Raw genomic sequence first — 22390 nt, 5'->3', positions numbered from 1 at the left:
CGCCGAACTCATCAGGCGCTACAACCAAACAGCGATTGGCTGCATGACTGAGGCGACAACTATCTTGACGCGCGCCGCTGGTTGCGAAGGCCAGGCATGCTAAAAACTGGGACCGAGAGCAGCTTGCGATCAAGATTCGCATCAGCCCTGAGGTGCTGGCCGATTTCGAACAAGGAGTGGCTGATATCCCTTTGCAAACGGCTCTAGAGGTGCTTGCCGCAACAGGTCTAGTTGTTTCAATTCAGCCACATAGCCCGCCGACACAGACAGACATCCTGCAGGCAATCGCCAAAGAGGAATGGGCACCTGAGCCTAATGACCCTCTCAGTTGCAAAGCGTCTAGCGGGTGATAGGCCTCCTTCCCTGGATTTAAACTCAGGGAAAGGCGAGGCCTCTCTCGCGGGGTGGAGGTTCCTGTGGGAAATGTTGATGGAAAGGGCATTGATGTCCCAGCCAATGAACAAGTGTGGGAGAGCTGGATTCAGCATCTGCTGGGGAAGAAGTATGGCAACTCCGCGAAAGCCTACGGCAGCCGCGGGCACAAGCAGCATGGGATCGATTTCACTGTTTTTGACGGCAGTGTGCGCCTCGGAGTCCAGTGCAAGTTCGTCTCCCCTGATAGCAAGCTAAACGTCCCCAAGGTCGCGGAAGACATTGAGGCCTCGCGTGCTGTCAACCCTCGTATAGGTCGATTCCTTCTCTATAGCTCGGCGAAAAGCGAGCCGAAAACTTCAGATGCTCTAGATGCCCTGAAGATCGAGGCCGCTACTCGTGGAATTGAGTTCGAGTGGTTTCTCCGCCGGGAATTCGAGGAGGAGGTCCGAACGTATGACCTGTTCGATCGGCTGAATGGTCTGGGTGGTTTAGCGCCTGCTTCAACGCCGGCGCAGGCGCCCGGCCAAGCCGCGACTCGCCCCACCCAGGAGGCGACCAGTGTGGTGGTGCAATCAGCGGCGCCTGTTCAGGCGGCCGCGTCTGTCTTTTACTCGCAGATGTTGGACGAAGTGAAGGAGCTTCTCGGCGCCAGAGACAGTGCAGGCGCGATGGCACTGGTGGACGCGGTGTTGAAACGCGCAAGTCAGGTGCCCAGTACCGAGTTGGCTAGGGCTTACGCAACAAAAGCGATTCTCATCAGTCGGGCGGGGCAGATCAGCGAGTCCGCAAAATACTGGCGATTGGCCGCAGAAATCGAGCCTGACCCAAATTTGCGGCACGGTCGAAGGGCTCAGGCGTTCCTCAGTGAAGATCGATTTGAAGAAGCATTAGAGGCTGCGCTGCCAGGTCTGGGTGTTGATCCACCCTCCAGCTTGTCGGCACTCGCGGCTCTTTCGGCCGGACAACATCTAGGTCGGCGTGCAGAGATCGATGTTCGTCTCAATGCGCGACTAAAGGCAGAACGCGACATTGGCCTCATCAGAGCCCACGTTGCCTTGGCAGACGGTGAACTGGCAATTGCAGAAGATTTGGCTGATATCGTCGATAAAGCTTACCCAGATGATGCAGATATCACTTGCCTGCGAGCAGACATACTCCTGCACAAAGCTTTAGGTGGCTCAGGACGGCTTCGTGCCGAAGTGATAACCGGAGCTGAGTTGATCGCTCTCGAGTCCGCGTTGCCGTTGTATCGCCGATCTTTGGCGCAGCGCGATCCGCATCGAGATCGGGCTGGATGGGAGCCATCTGCACTGAACTATCTGTCAACCCTGAAATTACTCGAACGGCATGAAGAAGCTGGCGACCTTGCGCTTGAAATTACCAATGCGTTCGGAATCGATGCCGACGATATCGGGCGCGTCCTGTTGGCTCTGGCTGAAGGTGGAAAACAGGCGCGCGCGTTGGAACTAGCGGGTCAGTTGCCCGATGGCGGCGTGAAAGTTTCGATGGCACGCGCGAGTGCTTTTTTGCATCAGGAGCGCTTCGGTGAAGCCGAAAAGCTCCTAGAGGAAATACTGGGTGAAGCCAGTGGGCAGGACGCCGACAACATTGCCTGGATGCTCGTTGCCGCCCGAATGCAGACCCGCCCCGGTGCGAATCTCGCTGAACTCGCGAGTGTTTTCTACGATGCTGCGGACAACAAATTGGCTGCGTGCGCTCGGCTGGTAGAGAACGCAACGCGACTTGGCTATCCGCAACTCACCGAAGAGTATGCGGCGCGTGCCTTGGCGTTATATGAGATGGATCCTGTCACTACCTTTCTGCCACTCGTTGCCGACTCGCTATTAGCGCTAAAGCGTTACGACGACGCCATACAGCTTCTGCTTCCGCAGGTCGACCTTGAGAACCCCCAAGGTGGCCCCCTCGAGGAACGACTGGCTTTTTGCTTGTTGCATCGGCATCGCATCGAGTCGCTCGGCAAGCTTTTGGCGGGCTTGTCTCCTAGCGCTCCAGATGCCATTCGATTCGACCCGTACCGAATTGACTACGCATTCGCTCGCGGTGATCGCCTTGCGGCACTTGCAGCGATTCACGAGGCAATGAAGCGGAGACCGGGAGATCTCAAGTTAAATGCGCTCGAGATCGCACTGCTCCGAGAGCAGGACTGCCGTGAAGAGGCTGAGAAAAAGTTGCTGGCTGCGGAGTTTCAGCTAGATGCGCCGCTACGCGCAGTAGCACTCTTTGTGCATGAGGCACGAGAACTACACCAAGATGATCTGGCCGATGACTTCGCCTACCAGTGGATCCGAAAGCGCGGAAGTGACACTGAAAGCGCTGCATGGTTTCTTACTGATTTCCTTGCGAGTAGACGCAAGCGAGAGCCTCTCCAGCCTTTACCTGAAGTTAGCCAGCGCTGCGGGGTCTGCTTGGTGCCTAGCGACAGCTCACAGAAGTCACGATGGGTCGTAATTGATGATCGCTATCCTGAGAGCACAGCTGCTGGATGGTTCGCTCCGCATTCAGAGCGCATACCCGACCTCATCGGAAAGACGCCTTCTTCCGTCGTCGACTTCAGGGGATACCCCGGAGGGCCATTCACCATCGACGTCATTCTCTCGGTGGCTGACGGAGCTTTCAAACTAATACAAAGCCGCTACGGTAGTGAAGTACCTATGGCGGACTCTCTTCGCTACTTTTCGCTAAAAGGCGAAGGAGAAGAGATGGATCTCTCGCCGATATTCAAAATGCTGGATGACAGCAAAGAGGCGGCAAAGCGGGCGTTGTCGATATATGCGCAGGCGCCAATGCCGATTGGTGTCGTGGCCCACGCCATGCAACGTGACCCCATCGACTTCTGGGCTGGCTTGGTTGGGTCCGAGCACTCCGTGCGCGCGATGTCTGGTGACACTGCAACCGCATCAGTTTTTGCACGGCAGCTTGAAGGTGGCCCTCCCAATATTGTGCTGGACCCTGTGACGCTTATGGGCTGGGAGGCGTTCGGGCTTTTGCACACCGCGCGGCGAGCCGTAAGCACGATTTCAATGCCGGTGTCAGCCGTCGATTTGATCAAACGCAAGCGCGATGAGCACGAGCCCGGCGACTCGCCCAAAATGGTTCTGTCTGCGAGCGAAGAGGCGGGAAGATACCTGCGCACCGAAGTGACGCCCGAAATGCGAGCTGCGGAGCGGCAAGTATTCGATCGAGTAATTGAATGGATCGAAAACAATGTGCAAGTGGTGCCTACGCCATCGAGCGGGTTGCCCGAAGAAGTGTACTCAAGGATGAGCCAAGGATGGCCCGCCTACATCGCTGACTCGTTACAACTTGCTGCGTACGATGGGCGCGTTCTGGTCGCTGACGACATCGGGCTGGAAGCACTATCGGCGGCATCCCGCGTCATGCAGGTTCCCACGGCGGCATTATTGCGCGCGGCGTCTACAGCCAAAAGCATCACGCGTGCGGAGTTCTCTCATGCGTTGCGTGAGCTTGCCGCGGCGAATTATGAATTTATCTCCTTCAACGCAGATGACCTGTGGGCCGTAACCGATACGAAGGCCTTTACAGTCACGCCAGACGTGGCGGTGATGCTTCGCTATTTGCGAATCAAGTCGCTCAATGTCCCCAGTGGTCTGCATGTAGTCCGCCAGTATCTTAGGAAGCTTGCGGAGAGTGGTGTTGCAACAAGATTATTTGCAGGCTGTATGACTATCGCGTTGTCGTCCGTATCGCGTCATGCAACACGAGACACAGAGCTGGTCTTCTGTGCGTTGGCTCGAACTTGTTTGCTGGAGGTGCCGCAGATCTATTCTCAGGCAGCATTGACCTCGCTTCTTTGCTGGCTTCGGGGGCATTTTTTGACGCGAGCTGATGTCGGCATTGCTGCAAAAGCAGAGCCCCCCAAGAAGAGGCAGAAGAAGCGCCGGAGGTAGGGGGGCTGCATATCGGTGCTGTCGATAGGAACTCTCCTGTTTCGCTGCTTCATATTTGGCGTTGTGCAAACGTCTGAACGATCTAGTTGCCTCGAAATGGTTTAGCGCGAAAATTGTTAGTACTACACGGGGTGGCGAGACAAGGGGAAGCGAACGGCTGTACGCGTCCAGAAAGGATCTAGCTATCGATGTAAAGGCTGATTTTTATGTACGCGTGCGCGAGATGAAGTGTTCGCTAGGGGGAGTTTAAGATGCCGGGCGACGGGCATAACACGATGCTTGTTGAGCAAAACGCGACTGGCCGATCGGTAGCCACTGCATGACTAGGGAAGAATTTACTGCCGTTACTTCAAGGGAGCAGAGATAGTGAAACTTTCATCAGCGTCAACTCGAAAGTACAGCCGTTTACTTCTCGTATTGAGTTTCGTTTTGATTTTTAAACAGGCCGGCGCGAGCCAAGTTGGCGGCGAGTTGATGACGGGGCTAGCAATGGGGCGGTCAACGGAGCCACAGAAGGTTTTGGTGTCAACAAGCTTTGAGAGTTTTAAAGGGTGCATGACTGTTGGAACGGCCACCCTTGCAGATGGGCGTGTCCAAATCGCTCTGGAAGAGATGACATGTAGCGACGGCGCTAGCTACTACGTTTATTCGATCGATGGGTCGTACGTCATGGACAAAGAGCGTGCCGTTGGTATTAAGGCAAAGCATGTTGGGCCGAGTAAGCAGCTCCTTGCCTCACTAAAACCCGTCAAGAGAGCCTACGAACTCATCGGCGATGAGCATGGTCTCGAGACTATCCGCGACGCAGAGCTTGGTCACTGGGATATTGAGGCCGGTATAGGCGTTGCCATAGTCTTCAAGAATCGTCCGCTTCTGAAGCAAAAGGTTGATTCGGAGAACTGACCTGTTGAATTGCGCAGCTCAGAGCTGCTCTAACGAGCTGCTCAACCAGCCGGCCCCGAAATCCGGGGCCGCCGCTATCAGAGAATTTGCGATCAGCAGAGTCAAGGTCAGTGCCACTTGTGCTTCCTATCAAGGGCTAGCACTAGCGATTCATTCAAGCCGATGCCGCTTTGGGGCACGGCTTAGTTCATGTATTGAGGTATGAATGGCGCGCGCATCTACATCGCTTCGTAGAGCTCCGATAAGCATGCGCTGTGCTAACTGCCGCATAGAGCGGCGGCTATCAGTCTGGTCGGGTTTCGCCTCTCGAGATGTAAGTCCTAATTTGGTGCATCACACTCAGGACAGTTCATCAGAGTTTTACGGTATTCACTGCTCATGTGGGCACTACACTAGCTTCGGCCGCGATCCAATGCTCACCTGGGGGCTTTCAAAATGAAGCGCGTCACTCCAAACGAGGTACTCCAGCAGCCGGCTTAGCTGGGCGTTATGGATGTCGGTTCCATGCTGAAAGGTGAGCGGATAGACAATGTCCCCTAAAGAGAAATTTCCATGTCCTCGTCGGAACTCATCGCTTGGTACCAATCGAAAAACTGGGAGGTTGTCGGGCGGATGAAGGGGCTCACCGGCAAGCGATTCATAATCGCATCTGCCAGAGGGAGTTCAGATGGAGGCGATAAGCAGGAACGTTACTTCTTTGTCGGAAACATTGATGCACCCGATGACGACCTCACCAAGCTGGTTTTCTCCGTCTCCAATTCTGCTCTATCGACTGCGCACGTCAAAAGATTGGTCGGGGCGGACCGAGAAGCGTTTCTGCTGAAGGCAGGCCTTATGCGTGTGAGGGAGGCTCTTTCGGAGGATGAAACTCCCCGTAATATCGAGATTCAGTTGCATAGCCAGTCGCCGGCCGCCGAATTTCGTGTTCCAAGCACGAGCGAGCTTCGTGAAGAACGCAAGCAGGTCAGTAAGGAAATTTTGGAGGTACTGTCGAATCGCCAGTTTCGCGGACAATGGGATGCTGAGTGCTCGCGAGATGAATTGCTGGACGAGGTTTGCACTACCGATGCGATGCTTGATCTCGCGATAAACAATCTGATCGATCGCCGCTTCATAGAATTTGTCGACAAAGATGGGGGCATGCTCATCACGTCAGATGGCGAAGACGAACTCAGCCGGATTCAATCCGAAGAGGAAACTATGTCCGTATTCTCCCGCGTAAGAGACATTGTGGATGTCGTGAAACCGAATGGCGAACGCCATTCGAACCTGAAGGCTAGCGTCGATGGCAATCGCATCTACATGGAGGCGGGTTCGTTTCCCATCACTCGCGGCGACATGCTTGTTCGCCGGATGTCCAATGGGCAGGAAGAACGCTACGAAGTGCTTGATCCCGGATTTCAAGAGAAACATTCACGGATCCCCGCGCATTACCAAATGAAGATCAAGAACCTGGGCCTCCCCGAGGCAGCACCCACGGTTGCGAGCGTCACGAATAACTATCATCTCATCGGGAATAATTCGCGCGTCAATCATCATTCGACGGACAATTCAACGAATCTTGTTCATACCGACACGCGCGTGATCCAACATCTGGAGAGCTTGCGTTCGGTGATTCGGGAACTGTCGTTGCCGGAAGAACAAAGAACTGAAGCGCTGGCAACGGTTGATGACATCGAAACAGAGGTGAACTCTGGGTCGCCCAGAAAGCGAATGATCAACGCACTTCTGAAGTCATTGCCGCAACTAGAATCCGTGGCAAGTATTGCGGCTTCGCTGTCGGATATTTTTAAGTGAATGAGATATCGATGGTTCGTTCGCAGCTAGGCTCGAATCGTGTGCCTGTAGATATTCGTTTGCCTAGCTCATTGAAGCAGCTATCCGGAAAATCGGATTGATTCAACGTGGGTAAGCGCAGGTGCATTTGATGACGATGACCAGCTTCAGTCTCAGGGAGCACGAGGACGTCTTTATTCGCAGCGAAGTCTCCAGTGGGTGCTATGGATCAGCATAAAGTCGTCCGTGACACGCTGCGCTTGCTCGAAGAGCGCGAGATCAAGCTAGAGGCCTTGCACGCCCACCTAGCCGAAGGCGCAGCGCAAGCGGCACGGGGCGAGTTCGTGGAGAACTATTCTTTGAGCAGGCTTATCGCCGGCGCAGATGCTGGCGGATGGAAATCGTCGTTTCGGATCACGACACTAGCCTTCGACAATCTGAAAAAATCGCACGCGACACCGATCGGCAGTGGGGTGAGGAGCGGAGGAACCGTTACTCGTGCTCAGAATGGCCGTTTCGGGTGACTCGTTGAGCGCCGTCACAGCTGCAAGCATTGTCCTGATTTCGTGACGGCTACCTCTGCTTTCTGAAAGGCGTTCCTGATCTTCTATCTTCTGCGAGCCGAGACAGACGATATCTCGGCGTTCCGCACAAGTGTGGATGTACTGCTCTATGGCATCTGTGAATGCTCACGCAAGCCTTAGCAGGTACAAGGCGCTCTGATCACGTAAAACTGAGTAGGCGCCAAGTTTCTCTTCGAGACAATCGAAGGGGGATACCTGGAGTGCTCCGGGGGAATGCTCAGGGGCGCTCGCCGGATTCCTGCGACCGAAGCACGTACTCGCGACCGATCGCCTCCAAACCCGCGACGGAAAACGCATACAGGTGATCCACGATGACCTCGTGCGGCAGTCGTAGGATGCCCTGTACAGGAGTAGGCGCTCCGCGCGCGCTGAGCTGCATCAGCAGACACGGCGCCGCCACGCTGAGCAGACAGCGCAGGAGCGCCGGATCGTGCGCCGGAATCGCCGTGATCTCGCTGAGCATGCCGATGACCAGCGAGACCTTCTGCGGCACGACCGTCTGAAATAAGGCTTGAATGTGAGACGACGGAGCCAGCATTTCCGCCGCCAGCACCGCCATGTGCCATCCGTCCTTGCCGTTCGCGGCTTTGACCACCAGCAAGCTCAGCAAGGCTTTGAATCGCGCGTGCGCCGACACCGGGTTTTGGGCCAGCGCCTGCAGGTCGGCGAGGTCCATGAATCGCCGGTGTGCCTCGACAAGCACCGCTTGGTACAGACCACTACGGCTGCCGAAGTGGTAGTTGATCAGGGCCAGATCGACGTCGGCACGCGCGGCGATGGCCTTGCTGGTGGTTTCCGCGAATCCGGTGGAGGCAAACAGCTCTCCTGCTGCCTCGAGAATACGAGCCCGAGTTGCTTCGCCATCGCCGCGCTGAGCGCGAGCACTTCTGGTCATCCCATCCTCACTCAGTAGTCGCAACCGCAATTCTTGTTGAATTTAAATTTAAATTCAATTTAATGTATTGCCCCCACTGCAGCTCCACCCCGGTATGCCATGAAGAAGTCTTACCTCCTGCTCGTGATCACGGCCGCCGCGATCCTCGTCGCCCTGGTGGTGTGGGCCCGACACGACCCTGCGCAAGACGACCGAACGCTGGTTTTGCACGGCAACGTCGAGATCCGGCAGGTTTCGCTCGCCTTCGACGGCAGCGGCCGCGTGGTCACGCTGCGGGCGGAGGAGGGCGACCACGTCCCTGCGGGCAGCGTGCTGGCGGTTCAGGACACGCAGACGCTCGCCCTGCAAGCCGAGCAGGCAATGGCACAGATCGAGGTGCAGCGGCAGGCATTGCTGCGACTGCGCAATGGCGCCCGCCCCCAGGAAATCGCGCAAGCGCGCAGCCGACTGGACTCAGCCCAGGCCGACGCCTCGCGCGCCGAGCTGGATTGGACCCGCCTGCAGCAGATCAACACCGAGACGCAGGGTCGCGGCGTCAGTGCCCAGGACCTGGATCGGGCACACAACAGCGTACAAGTGGCGCAGGCGACGGCGACCCAGCAGCGGGAAGCGCTGCGCCTGACCGAGCTTGGCCCCCGAACCGAAGACGTGGCCGGTGCCGAGGCGCAGCTCAAGGCCTCGCAAGCCGAGCTGGCCTTGTTGCAGCACCGGATCGCGCAGGGCGAGCTCCGGGCACCCGACGACGCCGTGGTGCGCTCGCGCCTGCTGGAACCCGGCGACATGGCGACACCGCAGAAACCGGTGTACGCACTGGCCCTGCTGCACCCGAAGTGGATTCGCGTCTATGTCGGCGAGCCCGATCTCGGCAAGCTCAAGCCGGGCCTGCCGGCCCGCGTCACCACAGACAGCCACCCGGACCAGGCGATCGAAGGCCATGTGGGCTACATCGCGTCGGTCGCCGAATTCACCCCGAAATCGGTTCAGACCGAAGACTTGCGCACCAGCCTCGTCTACGAAGTGCGGATACAAGTCGACGACGCCGGTGACACCCTGCGGCTGGGGCAGCCGGCGACGGTGCGACTGGCCCTCGACGCAATGTCATGAGCGCCGTCGGCACGACGGTGGTCGCCGAGCGTCTGCACAAGACGTTCGTAGCGCCGCACGGCCAGCCCCTGCACGCGATCCGTGACGTGTCCCTGTCGGTCCGGCCGGGCGAGCTCACCGCCCTGGTCGGGCCTGACGGCGCTGGCAAATCCACGCTGTTGCGCATGATGGCCGGACTCATGAAACCGGACCGCGGCCGTCTGCAGGTGCTCGGCATCGACGTGTCGGTCGATCCACAGTCGGTGCAGGATCGCATCAGCTACATGCCGCAGCGCTTTGGCTTGTACGAAGACCTGAGCGTGCAGGAAAACCTCGATCTGTATGCCGATCTGCACGACGTGCCACAACGCGACCGTCGGGCACGCTTCGCGCGGATGCTCGAAATGACCGACCTGGCACGCTTCACCGACCGCCCGGCCGGCAAGCTCTCGGGCGGCATGAAACAGAAACTGGGGTTGGCCTGCACGCTGGTACGTGCACCCGATCTTCTGCTCCTCGATGAGCCGAGCGTGGGCGTCGATCCGCTGTCGCGTCGCGATCTGTGGACGATCCTGCAACAGCTGATCGACGACGAGCAGCTGAGCGTGATCGTCAGCACCGCCTACCTGGACGAGGCCGAGCGCTGCGCGCAGGTGTTCGTGTTGCATGCGGGTAAGGTGCTGGCCGAGGGCACTCCGCAATCCTTGAGTGCGCGCGCCCGCGGCCTGACGTACATCGCGCAGCCGGCCCCCGGTCAGTCGTCACGCGCGTTGCAAGCCCGACTGATCGATGCCACCACCTTGATCGTCGATGCGGTACCCAAGGCCGGCGCCGTGCGGTTCATCCGCCAGGCGCACACCGATGTCGACAGCTTGCGCTATCTGTTGGGCCCCATCGCCTTCCAGCCTTGCCAGGAAGCGCTCGAAGACGCCTTCATGATGGTGCTTCGGCAACAACACCCTGCGGCGACCACATCATCCCCCCCTGTGGTGGCCCCGCCATCTGCCACCGAAGCGGATCTCGGAGCCCCGATGATCGGGGTACGCGATCTGGTGCGACGATTCGGCGACTTCACCGCCGTGGCCCAGACCTCGTTCGAGGTCGCACGAGGCGAAATCTTCGGGCTGCTTGGCCCCAATGGGGCCGGCAAGACGACGACGTTCCGCATGCTGTGCGGGCTGCTGCCCGCCAGTAGCGGGCAATTGGACGTCGCCGGACTCGACCTGCGGACCGCTGGTGCACAAGCGCGCCGGCGCATCGGTTACGTCGCGCAGAAATTTGCGCTCTACGGCAATCTCACGGTCCGCGAAAACCTGGCGTTCTTCGGCGGAGCCTATGGCTTACGTGGAACGGCATTGCGCCAGCGCGTCGCCGCGGTCACCGCGCAATTCGATCTCGAACCCGACGCAGTCAGTGGAGACCTGCCGGGCGGCTACAAGCAGCGCCTGGCGATGGCAGCGGGCTTGCTGCACGAGCCCGACATCCTGTTTCTCGACGAGCCCACCAGTGGCATCGACCCGCTGGCCCGGCGGGCGTTCTGGCGCACCATCACCTCGCTCGCCCAGAACGGCGTCACCATCGTCATCACCACGCATTTCATGGAAGAGGCGGAATACTGCGATCGCATCGCGATCCAGGACGCCGGCAGGATGTTGGCGCTCGGCACGCCGCACCAGGTCCGACTTCAGGCCAGTGCCGATCCCGGCCTCGACATGAGCGCTGCCTTCATCGCGATCGTCGAGCAGGGGCGCGGCGTCGTCCGGAGCGTGGCATGAGGCCCTCGGGATTTTCGCAGCGCTTCATCGCGCTATTGCGCAAGGAAGTGCGCCAGCTCTGGCGCGACAAGAGCAATCTGGCCGTCGGGCTGCTGCTGCCGATCACGCTGATTCTGCTGTTCGGCTACGGCCTGTCGTTCGACGTGAAGCATGCCCCAATCGCTGTGGTGATGGACGATCGATCGCCCACGGCGCGCGAGGTCCTCAGCGGCCTCTATGGCTCGGCGTACCTGACTCCCATCGCCGAGCTCGACCTGCAGCAGGCTGAGCGTCGCCTGCGCGCTGGCGAAGTGGTGGGCATTGTGCGACTGCAGTCGGACTTCTCCAATCGACTGGCCTCCGGTGACGCTACGGTTCAATTGATCCTCAACGGCGTCGATACCAGCACCGCTTCGGCGGTTGAAGGCTACGTCAACGCCGCGATCGGGCAATGGGCGCAAGCGCAGATCGATCGCAGTGGAAGCCCGTCGCCGGAGACCGGCGGCATCGAGATCGTGCAGCGGATGTGGTTCAACGAAGCGGCGAACAGCACCTGGTATCTGGTGCCCGGTTTGATCGTGCTGATCCTGACACTGATCGGCGCCTTCCTGACGTCGCTGCTGATCGCGCGCGAATGGGAGCGCGGCACGCTGGAATCGCTGTTCACCACCCCGGTCCGACCGCTTGAACTCGTATTGGCCAAGCTCGCGCCGTATCTGGCCATCGGCGCCATCGATCTGGCGCTGTGTCTGCTGGCCGCCCAGTGGCTGTTCGAGGTGCCGATTCACGGCTCGCTGCTGATCATCGTTCCGGCCTCGATGCTGTACCTAACTGTCTCGTTGCTGATGGGACTGTTCATTTCGGGCAAGACGCGCAACCAATTCCAGGCCAGCCAATTCGCGCTGCTGACCAGCTTCATGCCCGCGATGATGCTCTCCGGCTTCGTCTTCGATCTGCGCAATGTCCCGATCGTGATCCAGGTGATCAGCCAGCTGCTGCCGGCAACGCATTTCATGAGCCTGACCAAAACCCTGTTCCTGGCAGGAAACCACGGGCCCACGATCCTGCGCAGCACCGTGGTGTTGCTGCTCTACGCGCTGCTGCTGACCTGGGGCGCCCAGCGCACGCTGCGCAAGACGCTGGACTGATCGATGACGCCCTTACTCACCGCCGTCGCGCAGATCCTCGCGCTGGTCCGCAAAGAAATCCTGGCGATCGTCAAAGAGCCGACCAGTCGCTCGTTGCTGCTGCTGCCCGCCCTGATGCAGTCCCTGCTGTTCGGCTATGGCGCGACCTACGATTTGAAGCACGTTCCCTACGCCGTGCTCGATCAAAGCCACAGCGCCGCTTCGCTGGATCTGCTGGCCCGCCTGGATGGCACCGGCGTCTTCGAGCGCGCTGCCCTACTCGAGTCCACCTCGCAAATTGCCGACGTGATCGATGCGGAAAAAGCCCTGCTCGTGATCAGCATTCCGTCCGATTTTCAGCCACGGCTGAGTACCGGGCAGAGCGCGCCGCTGCAGGTGATCCTCGACGGACGCAACTCATCGACGGCTGGATCGGCCGCCGCCTACGTCACCGCGATCGTCTCCGATTTCAATCGCGCACAAGGCCGCACCACGCGCGGAATTCGCATCGAACGGCGGGCCTGGTACAACCCCAATTTGGAATCGCGCTGGAACATGATGCCGGGCCTGATCGCCGCGCTCAGCATGCTCCAAACCTTGTTGCTCGCGGCGCTATCGGTTGCGCGAGAACGCGAGCAGGGCACCTTCGATCAGTTGTTGGTCACCCCGCTCACGCCGATGCAAATCCTGATCGGCAAAGCACTACCCGCGATCCTGATCGGCCTGGCGCAATCGAGCGTCATTTTTCTGATCATCCGCTTTTGGTTTCAGATCCCCATGAACGGATCGGTGGGCCTGCTCTATCTGGGGCTCATCACGTTCACGATCGCGGCGGTTGGCGTCGGGCTGTCGATCTCGGCGCTCTCGCTGAGCATGCAGCAGGCGATGCTCTACACCTTCTTTCTGATCATGCCACTGATGCTGCTGTCCGGCCTGATGACGCCCGTGCACAACATGCCCGAGCTGTTGCAGCTGGCCACCTACGTCAATCCGCTGCGCTTCGGCATGAGCATTGTGCGACGCGTCTATCTCGAAGGCGCGGGACTGGGCGATGTCGCACTCGAATTCATTCCGCTGCTGATCCTGGCCGCGCTCACCCTGCCATTGGCGGCGTGGCTATTCCGCAACCGCCTCTCATGAGCATGGGGTTTCCCGATGTCCTGCCTGATTGTTGAGTGTTTACTTCGCTGGAAAGCGGCCGGATCCTGCCTGCTGGCGCTGGGATTGATCGGCTGTGCGGCTGGACCCGATGTCGTCAAAGTCGCGACCGTCGCGCCCGAGGATTGGCGCAGCTGGGGCAGTGCGGATGTCTCGCTGCGCCTGCCGCTCGAAGCCACCCAGACGATACCCGTTCGCTGGTGGCAAGCGATCGGCGACGCGACGCTCGACCGCCTCGAAGCCAGGGCCTTCGACAGCAGCCCGGATGTGCGCACGGCGGCGCTGCGTTTTGCGCAAGCGCGCGTGCAGCGCATCACGGTCACCGCACAAAGAACTCCTGAGATCAGTGCCAGCGGGAGCGCCACGCGTCAGCGCCAGAGCGAGAACGGGGCCAGCACCCGCCTGTTCGATGTCGTCGGCGGCAATCGCGACGATCTGGCCCGACTGCTCAGCGAGCCGTTCGATCTGTATCAAGCGGGCTTCGACGCCTCGTGGGAACTCGACCTCTGGGGCCGCATCGGGCGATCCATCGAGGCGGCCGATGCCGATATCGCCGAGCAATCGGCGCTGCTGGCTCTCGCCAGACTGACGATCGCAAGCGATGTCGCTCGCAACTATTTCGAGCTCCGCACGATTCAGCGGCAGATCCAGCTGTTGCGCAGCGAAATCGCCGCGTTGGAAGAGCGCCAGCAGCTGATGACGGCGCGCGTGAAGGGCGGCCTGGGCACCCACTTCGATCTCGATCGGCAGGATGCGGAACTGGCGGGCCTGCGCGCGCAGTTGCCCGGAAAACTCGCGCAAGAAGGCGCCAGTCTCAACCAGATCAGCCTGCTGCTCGGCGAACCGCCCGGCGCACTGCGACCCGAGCTCTCGGCGGCGACCGAAGCAACGGCGACGGCGTTGCCGGACCTGCGGCTGGGGCTGCCTTCCGAAGTCGCCCTGCGACGTCCCGACCTCCGCGCCGCCGAAGCGCGCCTGCACCGCGCCACCGCCAGCATCGGGATCGCGCAGGCGCAGTTGTATCCGAGCGTGCGCATCGGCGCCCAGTTTGGATACGAGTCCTACACCGGCAGCGAGCTGACGGCCTGGGGTAGTCGCGCCTGGTCGGTCGGGCCGAGCCTGGATCTGCCGCTGTTCGATCACGGCCGCCGAAAGAGTGTGGTGCAGCTGCGCGAACTCGAACAACAGGAGGCCGCCGTCAACTACCAGCAGACCGTACTCAAGTGCTGGCAGGAAATCGATGATGCCTTGAGCGCATACGTCGCCGAGCAGCAGCAGGCCCAGCAACTCGAAGCCAAAGTCGGCAGCGCCGCTCACGCCTACGAGCTGGCGCAAACCTACTACCAAGCGGGCACCACCGACTATCTTGCGGTTCTCGACAGCCAGCGCAGCTACCTGCTGGCGCAGCAGGACTTGGCGAGCAGCCAGGGGCGCCTGCAGACTCGCTACGTGACCATCAACAAGGCGATCGGCAACCTGCCGTCCGCCTCATAAGCCCAGCTGGATCGCGCTACCATCCCCATACCAGCGCGGCGTGGCGGTCGTGCTTCATGCCATGGCCCCACGCAATCCCATCGACGTCATCCCCGATCCGGTCGCACGCGTTCGACGATCGAGGCCACCGCACTGATGTCCGGCACATCCAGAAAGCCAGGCTGCTGATACGACGGCGACGGATAGTCGTAATAGCCCGCACCCACCCCGATGCCACTGCGTCCCTGGTCGACCAAGTGGCGTTGCACGTAGGCCGCATTGCGTAGCATCTGTTCGTCCTGATTGACGCTGCCCCAATGGCGCAAGATGTTCATCACCGTGTTGGTGCCCACCACGTCGATGATGCCGAAGGGCCCGACTTTGGCGCCCAAGGCCACTTTCAGAAACGTGCGATCGACATCCTCGAACGTGCCGACTCCATTGGTGACCAGCGTCTGTGCGGAGTTCAGCAGCGATACCAGCCAGGTATTCAGCAAGTAGCCGTTCTGCTCCTTCTGTACCGCGATCGGCACCATGCCGGTTTCGATGACGAAGCGCGTGGCCAGCGTCAGTGTCGCATCGCTGGTGGTGCGATGCGCCATGATCTCGACGAGGTTCATTGACCAGATCAAGTTCGCATAGTGCAGCGAACAGAACTGATCGGGTCGGCCAGTGGCCTCCGCGAAATCGCCCGCCAGCAAGGTCGAACTATTGGTGGCGATCACGGTGTGGGCCGGCAACAGCGGCGCCAACTCGCGGTAGAAACGATCCTTGATCTCAGGCACTTCCGGCACGGCCTCGATCACCAGATCGGCGGCGACCACCGCATCGGCCAGGTCCGTGGAGTACCGCAACCGAGCCACCGTGGCCTCGATATCGGTGTCCGATGCGCCGACCTCGTTTTTGTAGATCGCGGCGTAGTGCGCGTGCATCTGTCGGCAGTGTGCAATCGCCGCATCGCTGATGTCGTACACCACCACGATTTTGCTTTTGTAGGCGCTGTGCCAAGCGATCTGCCCCCCGAGCACGCCCGAGCCTGCAACCGTCAGATGTCGAATCGTTTCCATGCTGATCTTCTCCTCACGCGGGCCTTCGGCCCTTGTCATCCACATGCATTGTTCTGTTTTGAGCGCGGTGCGCACCGGCGTAATCGCGTCCACCGCGGTTTGATCGATCGTTATGCGAATCCGGGCAGTGATTTGACCCACGCCGACAGGTCGTCGGCGACGCGTTCCCAACCCGTATCGAGCGGAAGACTGTGCGCCATCGCCGGATAGATGTGCGCGGAGACGCCGTAGGCCCTTGCGGTTGCGGCAACCGCAGCCGGTGGGAAGATCACGTCCAGTTCGCCGCCAACGATCCACTTCGGCAATCGAGGATCGACCCGCTTGGGGTCCGGAAGATCCAAGGCCAACATGTCGAGAAAGGCGCGATAGGACTCGCTCTGCACTAGCTTCCAGTTCTCGGCTACCGCCTGCCGCGGAAAGTCGGCGGTGTAGAACAGCGAGTGCGCGATCGCGGGCGTTCGAACCAACTGGAACAAGTCGAACGTCAGCGCGGCGCGCAGCAGACGCAGCGGATGCTTGGCGAAGATGCGCAGCACCGCGTCGCGCGTTCCGGCCGGCGGAACCGAGGCCACCAGAGCCGCTCCCGCAAGTTGGGGTAGTCGGCGCTCCATGATCTTCTGCGTGACCAGGCCACCCATCGAATGCCCGACCAGAACCACCGGACGATCGCTGCTTGCAATGACCTTCTCGACGGCGTTGGCGTAGTCGCGCACGCTGTACCACGGAATGCGCTTCGAGCCCGCTTGACCGTGCCCCGGCAAATCCATCGTTTCGACCCGATGACCCAGCTCGCGCAGGCGCGGCGCGAACAGCTTCTCCCAATACCAGGCACCGTGCCAGGCGCCGTGGATCAGCAGGATTTTCGGCTGCTTGTTACGCGGCATGGCGCGTGACCTTGCTTTGGCGCGGCGATTTCGGCGAACCCATCTCGAGACGTGCGTCCTCGATCGGAGTTTGCATCATCATCTGATGATCTTCTTCGTAGTTGTGGTGAACACACCAGGGAGCATCGCGCCCTTGCCGCGGCAGCAGATGCTTGGCGCGTTCGATATAGCCGGCGCTGAGCGCATCAAGAACGCTTTCCTCGAGTGCGGCATTGTCGTGATCGCGGGGAATCACCACCGCCTGGTTGTGTTGCTTCATGTGCTTGAACAGTCGGCACAGATACAGGCTCGACATGTCGGCCTTCATCGTCCAAGACAAATTCACGTAGCCGAGAATCCACGCGAAGTTTGGAAGGTCCTGGAGCAACACGCCCTTGTAGATCATCTTCTTCGAGACATCGTAGGGCGCACCGTCGACGCGGATTTGCATGCCGCCGAACATCTGCAGCTCCAAGCCGGTGGCCGTCACCACGATGTCGGCGTCAAGGTGTCGGCCGGACCGAAGCTCGAGGCCGTTGGTGGTGAAGCGCACGATGCCGTCGGTCACGACATCGGCCTTACCGGCGGCAATCGACTTGAACAAGTCCGCATCCGGCACGGCACACAGACGTTGATCCCAAGGCTCGTAACTCGGGTTGAAATCTTCCATGCGGAAGCGATCGCCGATGTGGCGCTTGGCTTGGCCAACGAAGAAGCGTCGCATCGCCTTCGGATAGCGCTGGCAGAGCTTGTAGGTGGTGCGCCAAATGAACAGATTGCGTCGGCGCGCAATCGCGTAACAGCGCTCGGCCGGCAAGACCTTGCCTAGCACCTCGGTCATGCGATCCCAGCTCGGCAACGAGAAGATATACGTCGGCGACCGCTGCAGCATGGTGACGCGCGCCGCGTGCTGCGCGACCGCCGGCACCACCGTCACTGCCGTGGCGCCGCTACCGATCACGACAACCTGCTTGCCCGTGCAGTCCAGGTCCTCGGGCCAATGCTGCGGATGTACGATCTGGCCCTTAAAGGCCTGCTCGTTGGTAAACCGTGGGCGATAGCCTTGATCGTAACGATAGTAGCCTTGGCCGCTGACCACGAAACGGGCAGTCCACTGCCGCGTTTCGCCGCTCGATTCATGTGTCGCCGTGATCGTCCACAACTGGCGCTGGCTGTCCCATTCCGCAGCCGTGCAGTGCATGCCGTATTCGATCTGTTCGGCGACGCCGAAGTGACGAGCGGTTTCATCCACGTAGTCGCGAATGCTGCCGCCATCGGCCAACGTGCGACAGTTGGACCACGGTCGAAACTGAAAGCCGTACGTAAACATGTCCGAGTCGGAACGCACGCCGGGATAGCGGAACAGATCCCAGGTTCCGCCGGCGCGCTGACGCCGTTCCAGGATCACGAAACGGTGATCCGGGGCCTCCACGCTCAAGCGACTCGCCATTCCAATGCCGGATACGCCGGCCCCGATGATCACGACATCCAAAGGCTTTCCCACGCGCACTCCTCACCTTGTTCGGACAGCTTTTATGTGTGACCAGCATGCGAGGATTCGATGGCCCGCTCTTGTCTTCTGAAGACAAGAACTTTGTAATTGGAGACATGACGACCTTCGTACGAGCCGCAGGTATGCGCGGCACCGCCGAGCTGCTGCGCGAACTCGGCGTGGGCATCGAAGCACTGTTAGATGAAGTCGGAATTCCACGTACCGCCTTGTCCGACGAAGAGCTGCGCATCTCGCTACCGGCGATCTGCCAGCTACTCGAATTGGCCAGCGAACGGACTGGATGCGGAGATCTCGGGCTGCGCATCGCGGAACGTCAGGACATCGGCATCCTCGGCCCACTGGCGATCGCGATGCAGAATGCGTCGACCATCGGCGATGCGATGGCGGTGCTGAGTCGCTATTTGCACTCGCATAGCACCGGCATTCGGATGAGCATCCATGCGGACTCGCCGAAGAAAGCCCATACCAGTCTGCGCCTGAGCCTGATCACGCCGAGCTGGTTGCCGCGTCGCCAGGTCACCGATCAGTGCATGGCCGACCTCTATCATTTCCTGGTCTGGCTCCCGAAGGCTCAACCGCTTTCGCTCGATGTGGCGCTACCGCATCAGCCCGTCGCCTCCGCGAAGCGTTACCAACAGGTGTTCGAGCGGCCCGTGTCCTTCGGCGAGCCTCACGCACAGATCACCGTGCCGAGCGCGTTTCTGGACAACGAACTGGTGGGTGGCGAATCGAGTCTGCATCAGCTCAGCCTCGACTATTTGCGGCTTGTCTTTCGTCCGGGAAACCAATCCGTCAGCGAACAGGTGGAAGACATCCTGCAACGTGCGCTTTCCAGCACACGCGGTCGACGTGATGTCGTTGCCAAGCTGCTCGGTTTGCATCCTCGCACCCTGCAGCGCCGCTTGGAGGCTGAAGATCGACAGTTCTCCCAAATTCTCGACGCGGTCCGCCGCGAGCAGGCCAGTCGCTGGCTCGTGGAATCGAAGATTCCGCTGGCGCACATCGCCGACATTCTCGGCATGGCCGATCAATCGGTGTTGTATCGGTGTTGCGAGCGTTGGTTCGGCCGCTCGCCGTCCCAGATCCGGCGCCAAGGACTTCCGGACTAAGTCAGCCGATTCACGACAACGACATTCCGGCCTCGCGAACCGCCCGCAGCAAGGACGTGCGGTTGCCTACGCCGAACTTCTCGAACAGATGGTGCAAGTACCATTTCACCGTGCCTTGCGAAATAAAGCAGCGCTCCGCCAACTGGGTGTTGCTCAGACCTTCGTTGAGCAAGGCGATGATCTGTCGTTCGCGTTTGTTGAGCGAGACGGTGGTGCGAGACTCGCGGACTTTCTCGCTCGTTTGACGGGTTTGAGCGAATAGTTTTCTTGCCAGGAAATCCGCCGGCCGACTGCGTGCCGCATTGGGCAGCGCGAGGAATCGCTCGATGAGCGACTGCACGGCGCTGCCTTCATCGATGAATAGCCGCACATAGCCCTCCACATGTCCAATTTCAAGCGCTTCGCTGAGCGCTGTCATCGCGAGCTTCGGGTGTCCATTCTGCTCTTCGATAATGGCTTGCAAGGTCAGCGCTTCACAGAGTCTGGCGAACCGCCCACGCTGGCGCGACGCGAGGAGTGCTTGCGCATTCATGCGATGGGCAGCCGCCCAATCGCCGTTACCGATCAGCAGCCTGACCCAGAACAACAGATGGCCGAGGTTCGCTTCGGTTGGGGCGGGCAGGGCATCGGCGATCGCCTGCGCTTGCGTAGGTGCGCCGCTGCGTAGCAGCAGCAGTCCACGCTCGGTGCGCAGCGCCAGCATCAGACGTGGGTAGTGCTGATGCAGACTGATCTGCTCGCCCTCCGCCAGGATGTCGAGCGCAGTGCCGATATCGAGTGCGTCCGCGCGCTCGCGGGCGGCAGCGGTGTAGCCCAGCACCAGCGCATCGACCACACCTTGATCCGCTAAGGCCGGCAGCGCTTCGGAAAGTATCTCGCGCAACTTCGAGACTTCATTGCGTTCGTAGCGCAGGAAGGCTTCGATCGATCGCAGGATCGCGCGCACGGGCCGGAATGTCGGTTGCATCGAGCACTCCAACAAGCCGCGCTCGACACGCGCCAACGCCGATCGATAGTGACCGGCCTGCAAATCGGTTACAGCACCCACGACCTGGACCCAGGCCATCGCATAGGTCGACTGCGACTCGCCGAACAACTCCGTCGCGTCTTGCAACGCCAGATGCGCAAGATCGAATCGATCCGTACACCGCTCACTGAATGCCTGTACGGTTTTCGCGACGCCCATCAGGTAGCTGCGGCATTCACCGTTCTGCTTGATCCATTCGCTCACCAGCGCGTTCGCACTCGAAAAATCGTCCTCAAGCGCGTGCAACACGCTGCGATGAAGCGTGGTCGACAGCTGCGCGGCTTCGATGCGCTGCAAGCGAGCGCGTGCGGCCGATGCCTCGCGGCGGAAGATCAAGGCCCAACTCATCAGATCGTCGATGGCTGCATCGGTGGTGCCATTGCGCCGTTCCCATCGATCCGCCAGCTTGATTGCGGACAGGTGCTGGGCGTCACGAAAGATCAGTGCAGGACCGATTTGCACGAGTCGATCGCGCACCACGGGCGGGGTATCGCCAAAACCAGATTCGAGCAGTACCTGCGTCGATTCGATGTTCCAGCCGTGACGCCAGTACCAGTCGCTCGCCGCTGCGACTGCGATGTCTCGGGCGGTCTGGCGATCCGGCGTCAGCAGGGTGGCCGCGGCACTACGAATCAACGGATGCAAGCCGATCATCGAGCGCTCGCCGTGCTCGAAGTCCTGGATCAATCGCAGCTGCCGAAAATGCCGCAAGGCATCATCGACCGCCTGCGCACCGGGCTCGAGTGAGCCCAGCAGGGAAATTGGGGCGCGGCCCAGGCAGCACAGCATCCAGAGAACGTCGCGCTCCGAGACGCTGAGCTCGGAAATGATCCGTTGATGGATGTAGCAGCGTATCGCGCTGATGCTCGGCACCGCATCGAGTCGAGTGACCTTGGGATCGATCGGGGTGGCCAGTGCGATCTGCGTCAGCACCGGCCAGCCCTCGGTCATTCGGTAAATCCAGTCCAACGAGCTCGCGGACGCATCGTGACCGCACACTCGCACGAAAGCGTCCGACTCGGCGCGCGTGAACGCCAGTTGCGGTGCCCCGATCCAGCTGAGACGCCCGTCGGCTGCATACGGATTCAGACCCAGACGCGCGGACTCCACGGCAGTGGTGATGCAAAGCCGTTTGCGCAATGAAGCCAGCTGCAGCAGTTCGCGGAAATAGGCTCGTGATTCCGCGTCGGCATCCGCCAGCCAGTGTGCATCGTCGAGGACCAGCGACTGAGGACCCTGCGACTCTCCGAAATGCGAGGCGATCACGCCAAACAGTTGGCGGCGGCCCGCCAGCGTTCCGATCTGCCGCTCCGACAGCACGCTCGTATCGCTGCCGATCCCGCGCCAAAGCTGCTGTATGAAGGCCGCGGGTTCGCAGGCTTCGCGCGTCAGGCCGATCCAGCCGACAGTGGCCTGCAGCGATTGCTGGCGCTCGAGCCAGAGTTCGGCGAGTACCGTCTTGCCGAATCCCGCAGGTCCCTCGACGACGAACAACGGCAGCCCGCGATCGGCTCTCAGCAGTCGATCGCGACGCAGCAGGAAGGGGCGGGTTGAATCGGGCAATTCACCCAGCAGTTTCCGGGGCGATGGGGTGTCCATGTCGTGGGCCAGTGGCAGTGCCTGCAGGACATCGATCAACGAACGCCGCTTCAATCCTCATTGAGCGGGCGATTCGGCCCGGCGACGCGGTGGAGCGCAGCGCCGATGCGGATGTCGAAGTGCAGGCAGGATGCAGCGCCCGTCCGGACTCAACT

16 protein-coding genes are annotated in these 22390 nt (G+C 60.4%); 11 read left to right on the top strand and 5 right to left on the bottom strand.

Annotation, left to right across the window (positions count from 1 at the left end; genetic code table 11):
• Positions 1–416 precede the first annotated feature (416 nt).
• From AC3WUM_RS23990 to AC3WUM_RS23970, 5 genes are all read left to right on the top strand, one after another.
• Positions 417–4304 carry a tetratricopeptide repeat protein gene (locus AC3WUM_RS23990; RefSeq protein ID WP_492413677.1) on the top strand — a complete coding sequence of 1296 codons (3888 nt, stop codon included), beginning with the start codon at positions 417–419 and terminating at the stop codon, positions 4302–4304.
• Between the two features lie 366 nt (positions 4305–4670).
• Positions 4671–5207 carry a hypothetical protein gene (locus AC3WUM_RS23985; protein ID WP_492413676.1) on the top strand — a complete coding sequence of 179 codons (537 nt, stop codon included), beginning with the start codon at positions 4671–4673 and terminating at the stop codon, positions 5205–5207.
• Between the two features lie 552 nt (positions 5208–5759).
• Positions 5760–7004, top strand: coding sequence for a hypothetical protein (locus AC3WUM_RS23980; RefSeq protein ID WP_492413675.1), 1245 nt, complete (start codon positions 5760–5762; stop codon positions 7002–7004).
• A 130-nt stretch (positions 7005–7134) separates the two neighbouring features.
• Positions 7135–7221 (top strand): type II toxin-antitoxin system ParD family antitoxin, encoded by an 87-nt coding sequence (locus AC3WUM_RS23975; RefSeq protein WP_492413681.1) that lies wholly within the window; start codon positions 7135–7137, stop codon positions 7219–7221.
• Positions 7208–7507: a ribbon-helix-helix domain-containing protein gene (locus AC3WUM_RS23970; protein WP_492413673.1), complete on the top strand. Its 300-nt coding sequence runs from the start codon at positions 7208–7210 to the stop codon at positions 7505–7507. The genes AC3WUM_RS23975 and AC3WUM_RS23970 overlap by 14 nt, the downstream gene beginning before the upstream one ends.
• 277 nt (positions 7508–7784) lie before the next feature.
• Here the strand turns inward: AC3WUM_RS23970 and AC3WUM_RS23965 are convergent, their stop codons facing one another.
• Positions 7785–8486, bottom strand: coding sequence for a TetR/AcrR family transcriptional regulator (locus AC3WUM_RS23965; protein ID WP_492413672.1), 702 nt, complete (start codon positions 8484–8486; stop codon positions 7785–7787).
• 75 nt (positions 8487–8561) lie between these two features.
• Here AC3WUM_RS23965 and AC3WUM_RS23960 point away from each other — a divergent pair, with 75 nt between their 5' ends.
• Genes AC3WUM_RS23960 through AC3WUM_RS23940 form a run of 5 tightly spaced genes read left to right on the top strand, consistent with a single transcriptional unit; the run spans position 8562 to position 15078 of the window.
• The gene (locus tag AC3WUM_RS23960; protein WP_492413671.1) at positions 8562–9566 is read left to right on the top strand and encodes an HlyD family secretion protein; all 1005 of its coding nucleotides are present in this window, start codon (positions 8562–8564) and stop codon (positions 9564–9566) included.
• Positions 9563–11320 carry an ATP-binding cassette domain-containing protein gene (locus AC3WUM_RS23955; protein ID WP_492413669.1) on the top strand — a complete coding sequence of 586 codons (1758 nt, stop codon included), beginning with the start codon at positions 9563–9565 and terminating at the stop codon, positions 11318–11320. The genes AC3WUM_RS23960 and AC3WUM_RS23955 overlap by 4 nt, the downstream gene beginning before the upstream one ends.
• The gene (locus AC3WUM_RS23950; protein ID WP_492413666.1) at positions 11317–12447 is read left to right on the top strand and encodes an ABC transporter permease; all 1131 of its coding nucleotides are present in this window, start codon (positions 11317–11319) and stop codon (positions 12445–12447) included. Before AC3WUM_RS23955 ends, AC3WUM_RS23950 begins: the two co-directional genes overlap by 4 nt.
• Before the next feature lie 3 nt (positions 12448–12450).
• The gene (locus AC3WUM_RS23945) at positions 12451–13566 is read left to right on the top strand and encodes an ABC transporter permease (protein WP_492413664.1); all 1116 of its coding nucleotides are present in this window, start codon (positions 12451–12453) and stop codon (positions 13564–13566) included.
• Between the two features lie 15 nt (positions 13567–13581).
• Positions 13582–15078 (top strand): efflux transporter outer membrane subunit, encoded by a 1497-nt coding sequence (locus AC3WUM_RS23940; RefSeq protein WP_492413662.1) that lies wholly within the window; start codon positions 13582–13584, stop codon positions 15076–15078.
• An 86-nt stretch (positions 15079–15164) separates the two neighbouring features.
• On the opposite strand, the gene AC3WUM_RS23935 is transcribed toward AC3WUM_RS23940, so the two are convergent.
• The 3 genes from AC3WUM_RS23935 to AC3WUM_RS23925 are packed head-to-tail and all read right to left on the bottom strand — an operon-like array spanning position 15165 to position 18479.
• Complete coding sequence (locus AC3WUM_RS23935) at positions 15165–16265, bottom strand: 3-hydroxyacyl-CoA dehydrogenase (protein WP_492413660.1); 1101 nt, start codon at positions 16263–16265, stop codon at positions 15165–15167.
• Positions 16235–17008: an alpha/beta hydrolase gene (locus AC3WUM_RS23930; RefSeq protein ID WP_492413658.1), complete on the bottom strand. Its 774-nt coding sequence runs from the start codon at positions 17006–17008 to the stop codon at positions 16235–16237. The genes AC3WUM_RS23935 and AC3WUM_RS23930 overlap by 31 nt, the downstream gene beginning before the upstream one ends.
• On the bottom strand, positions 16998–18479 hold the full coding sequence (locus tag AC3WUM_RS23925) for a flavin-containing monooxygenase (protein ID WP_492413656.1): 1482 nt from the start codon (positions 18477–18479) through the stop codon (positions 16998–17000). Before AC3WUM_RS23925 ends, AC3WUM_RS23930 begins: the two co-directional genes overlap by 11 nt.
• 116 nt (positions 18480–18595) lie before the next feature.
• Here AC3WUM_RS23925 and AC3WUM_RS23920 point away from each other — a divergent pair, with 116 nt between their 5' ends.
• Positions 18596–19609 carry an AraC family transcriptional regulator ligand-binding domain-containing protein gene (locus tag AC3WUM_RS23920; RefSeq protein WP_492413655.1) on the top strand — a complete coding sequence of 338 codons (1014 nt, stop codon included), beginning with the start codon at positions 18596–18598 and terminating at the stop codon, positions 19607–19609.
• A 10-nt stretch (positions 19610–19619) separates the two neighbouring features.
• On the opposite strand, the gene AC3WUM_RS23915 is transcribed toward AC3WUM_RS23920, so the two are convergent.
• Positions 19620–22274: a LuxR C-terminal-related transcriptional regulator gene (locus AC3WUM_RS23915; protein ID WP_492413653.1), complete on the bottom strand. Its 2655-nt coding sequence runs from the start codon at positions 22272–22274 to the stop codon at positions 19620–19622.
• Positions 22275–22390: the final 116 nt, after the last annotated feature.

This window comes from Hydrocarboniphaga sp. FW305-C-57 (assembly GCF_058783045.1).
This window is presented reverse-complemented; position numbering and strand designations above follow the sequence as displayed.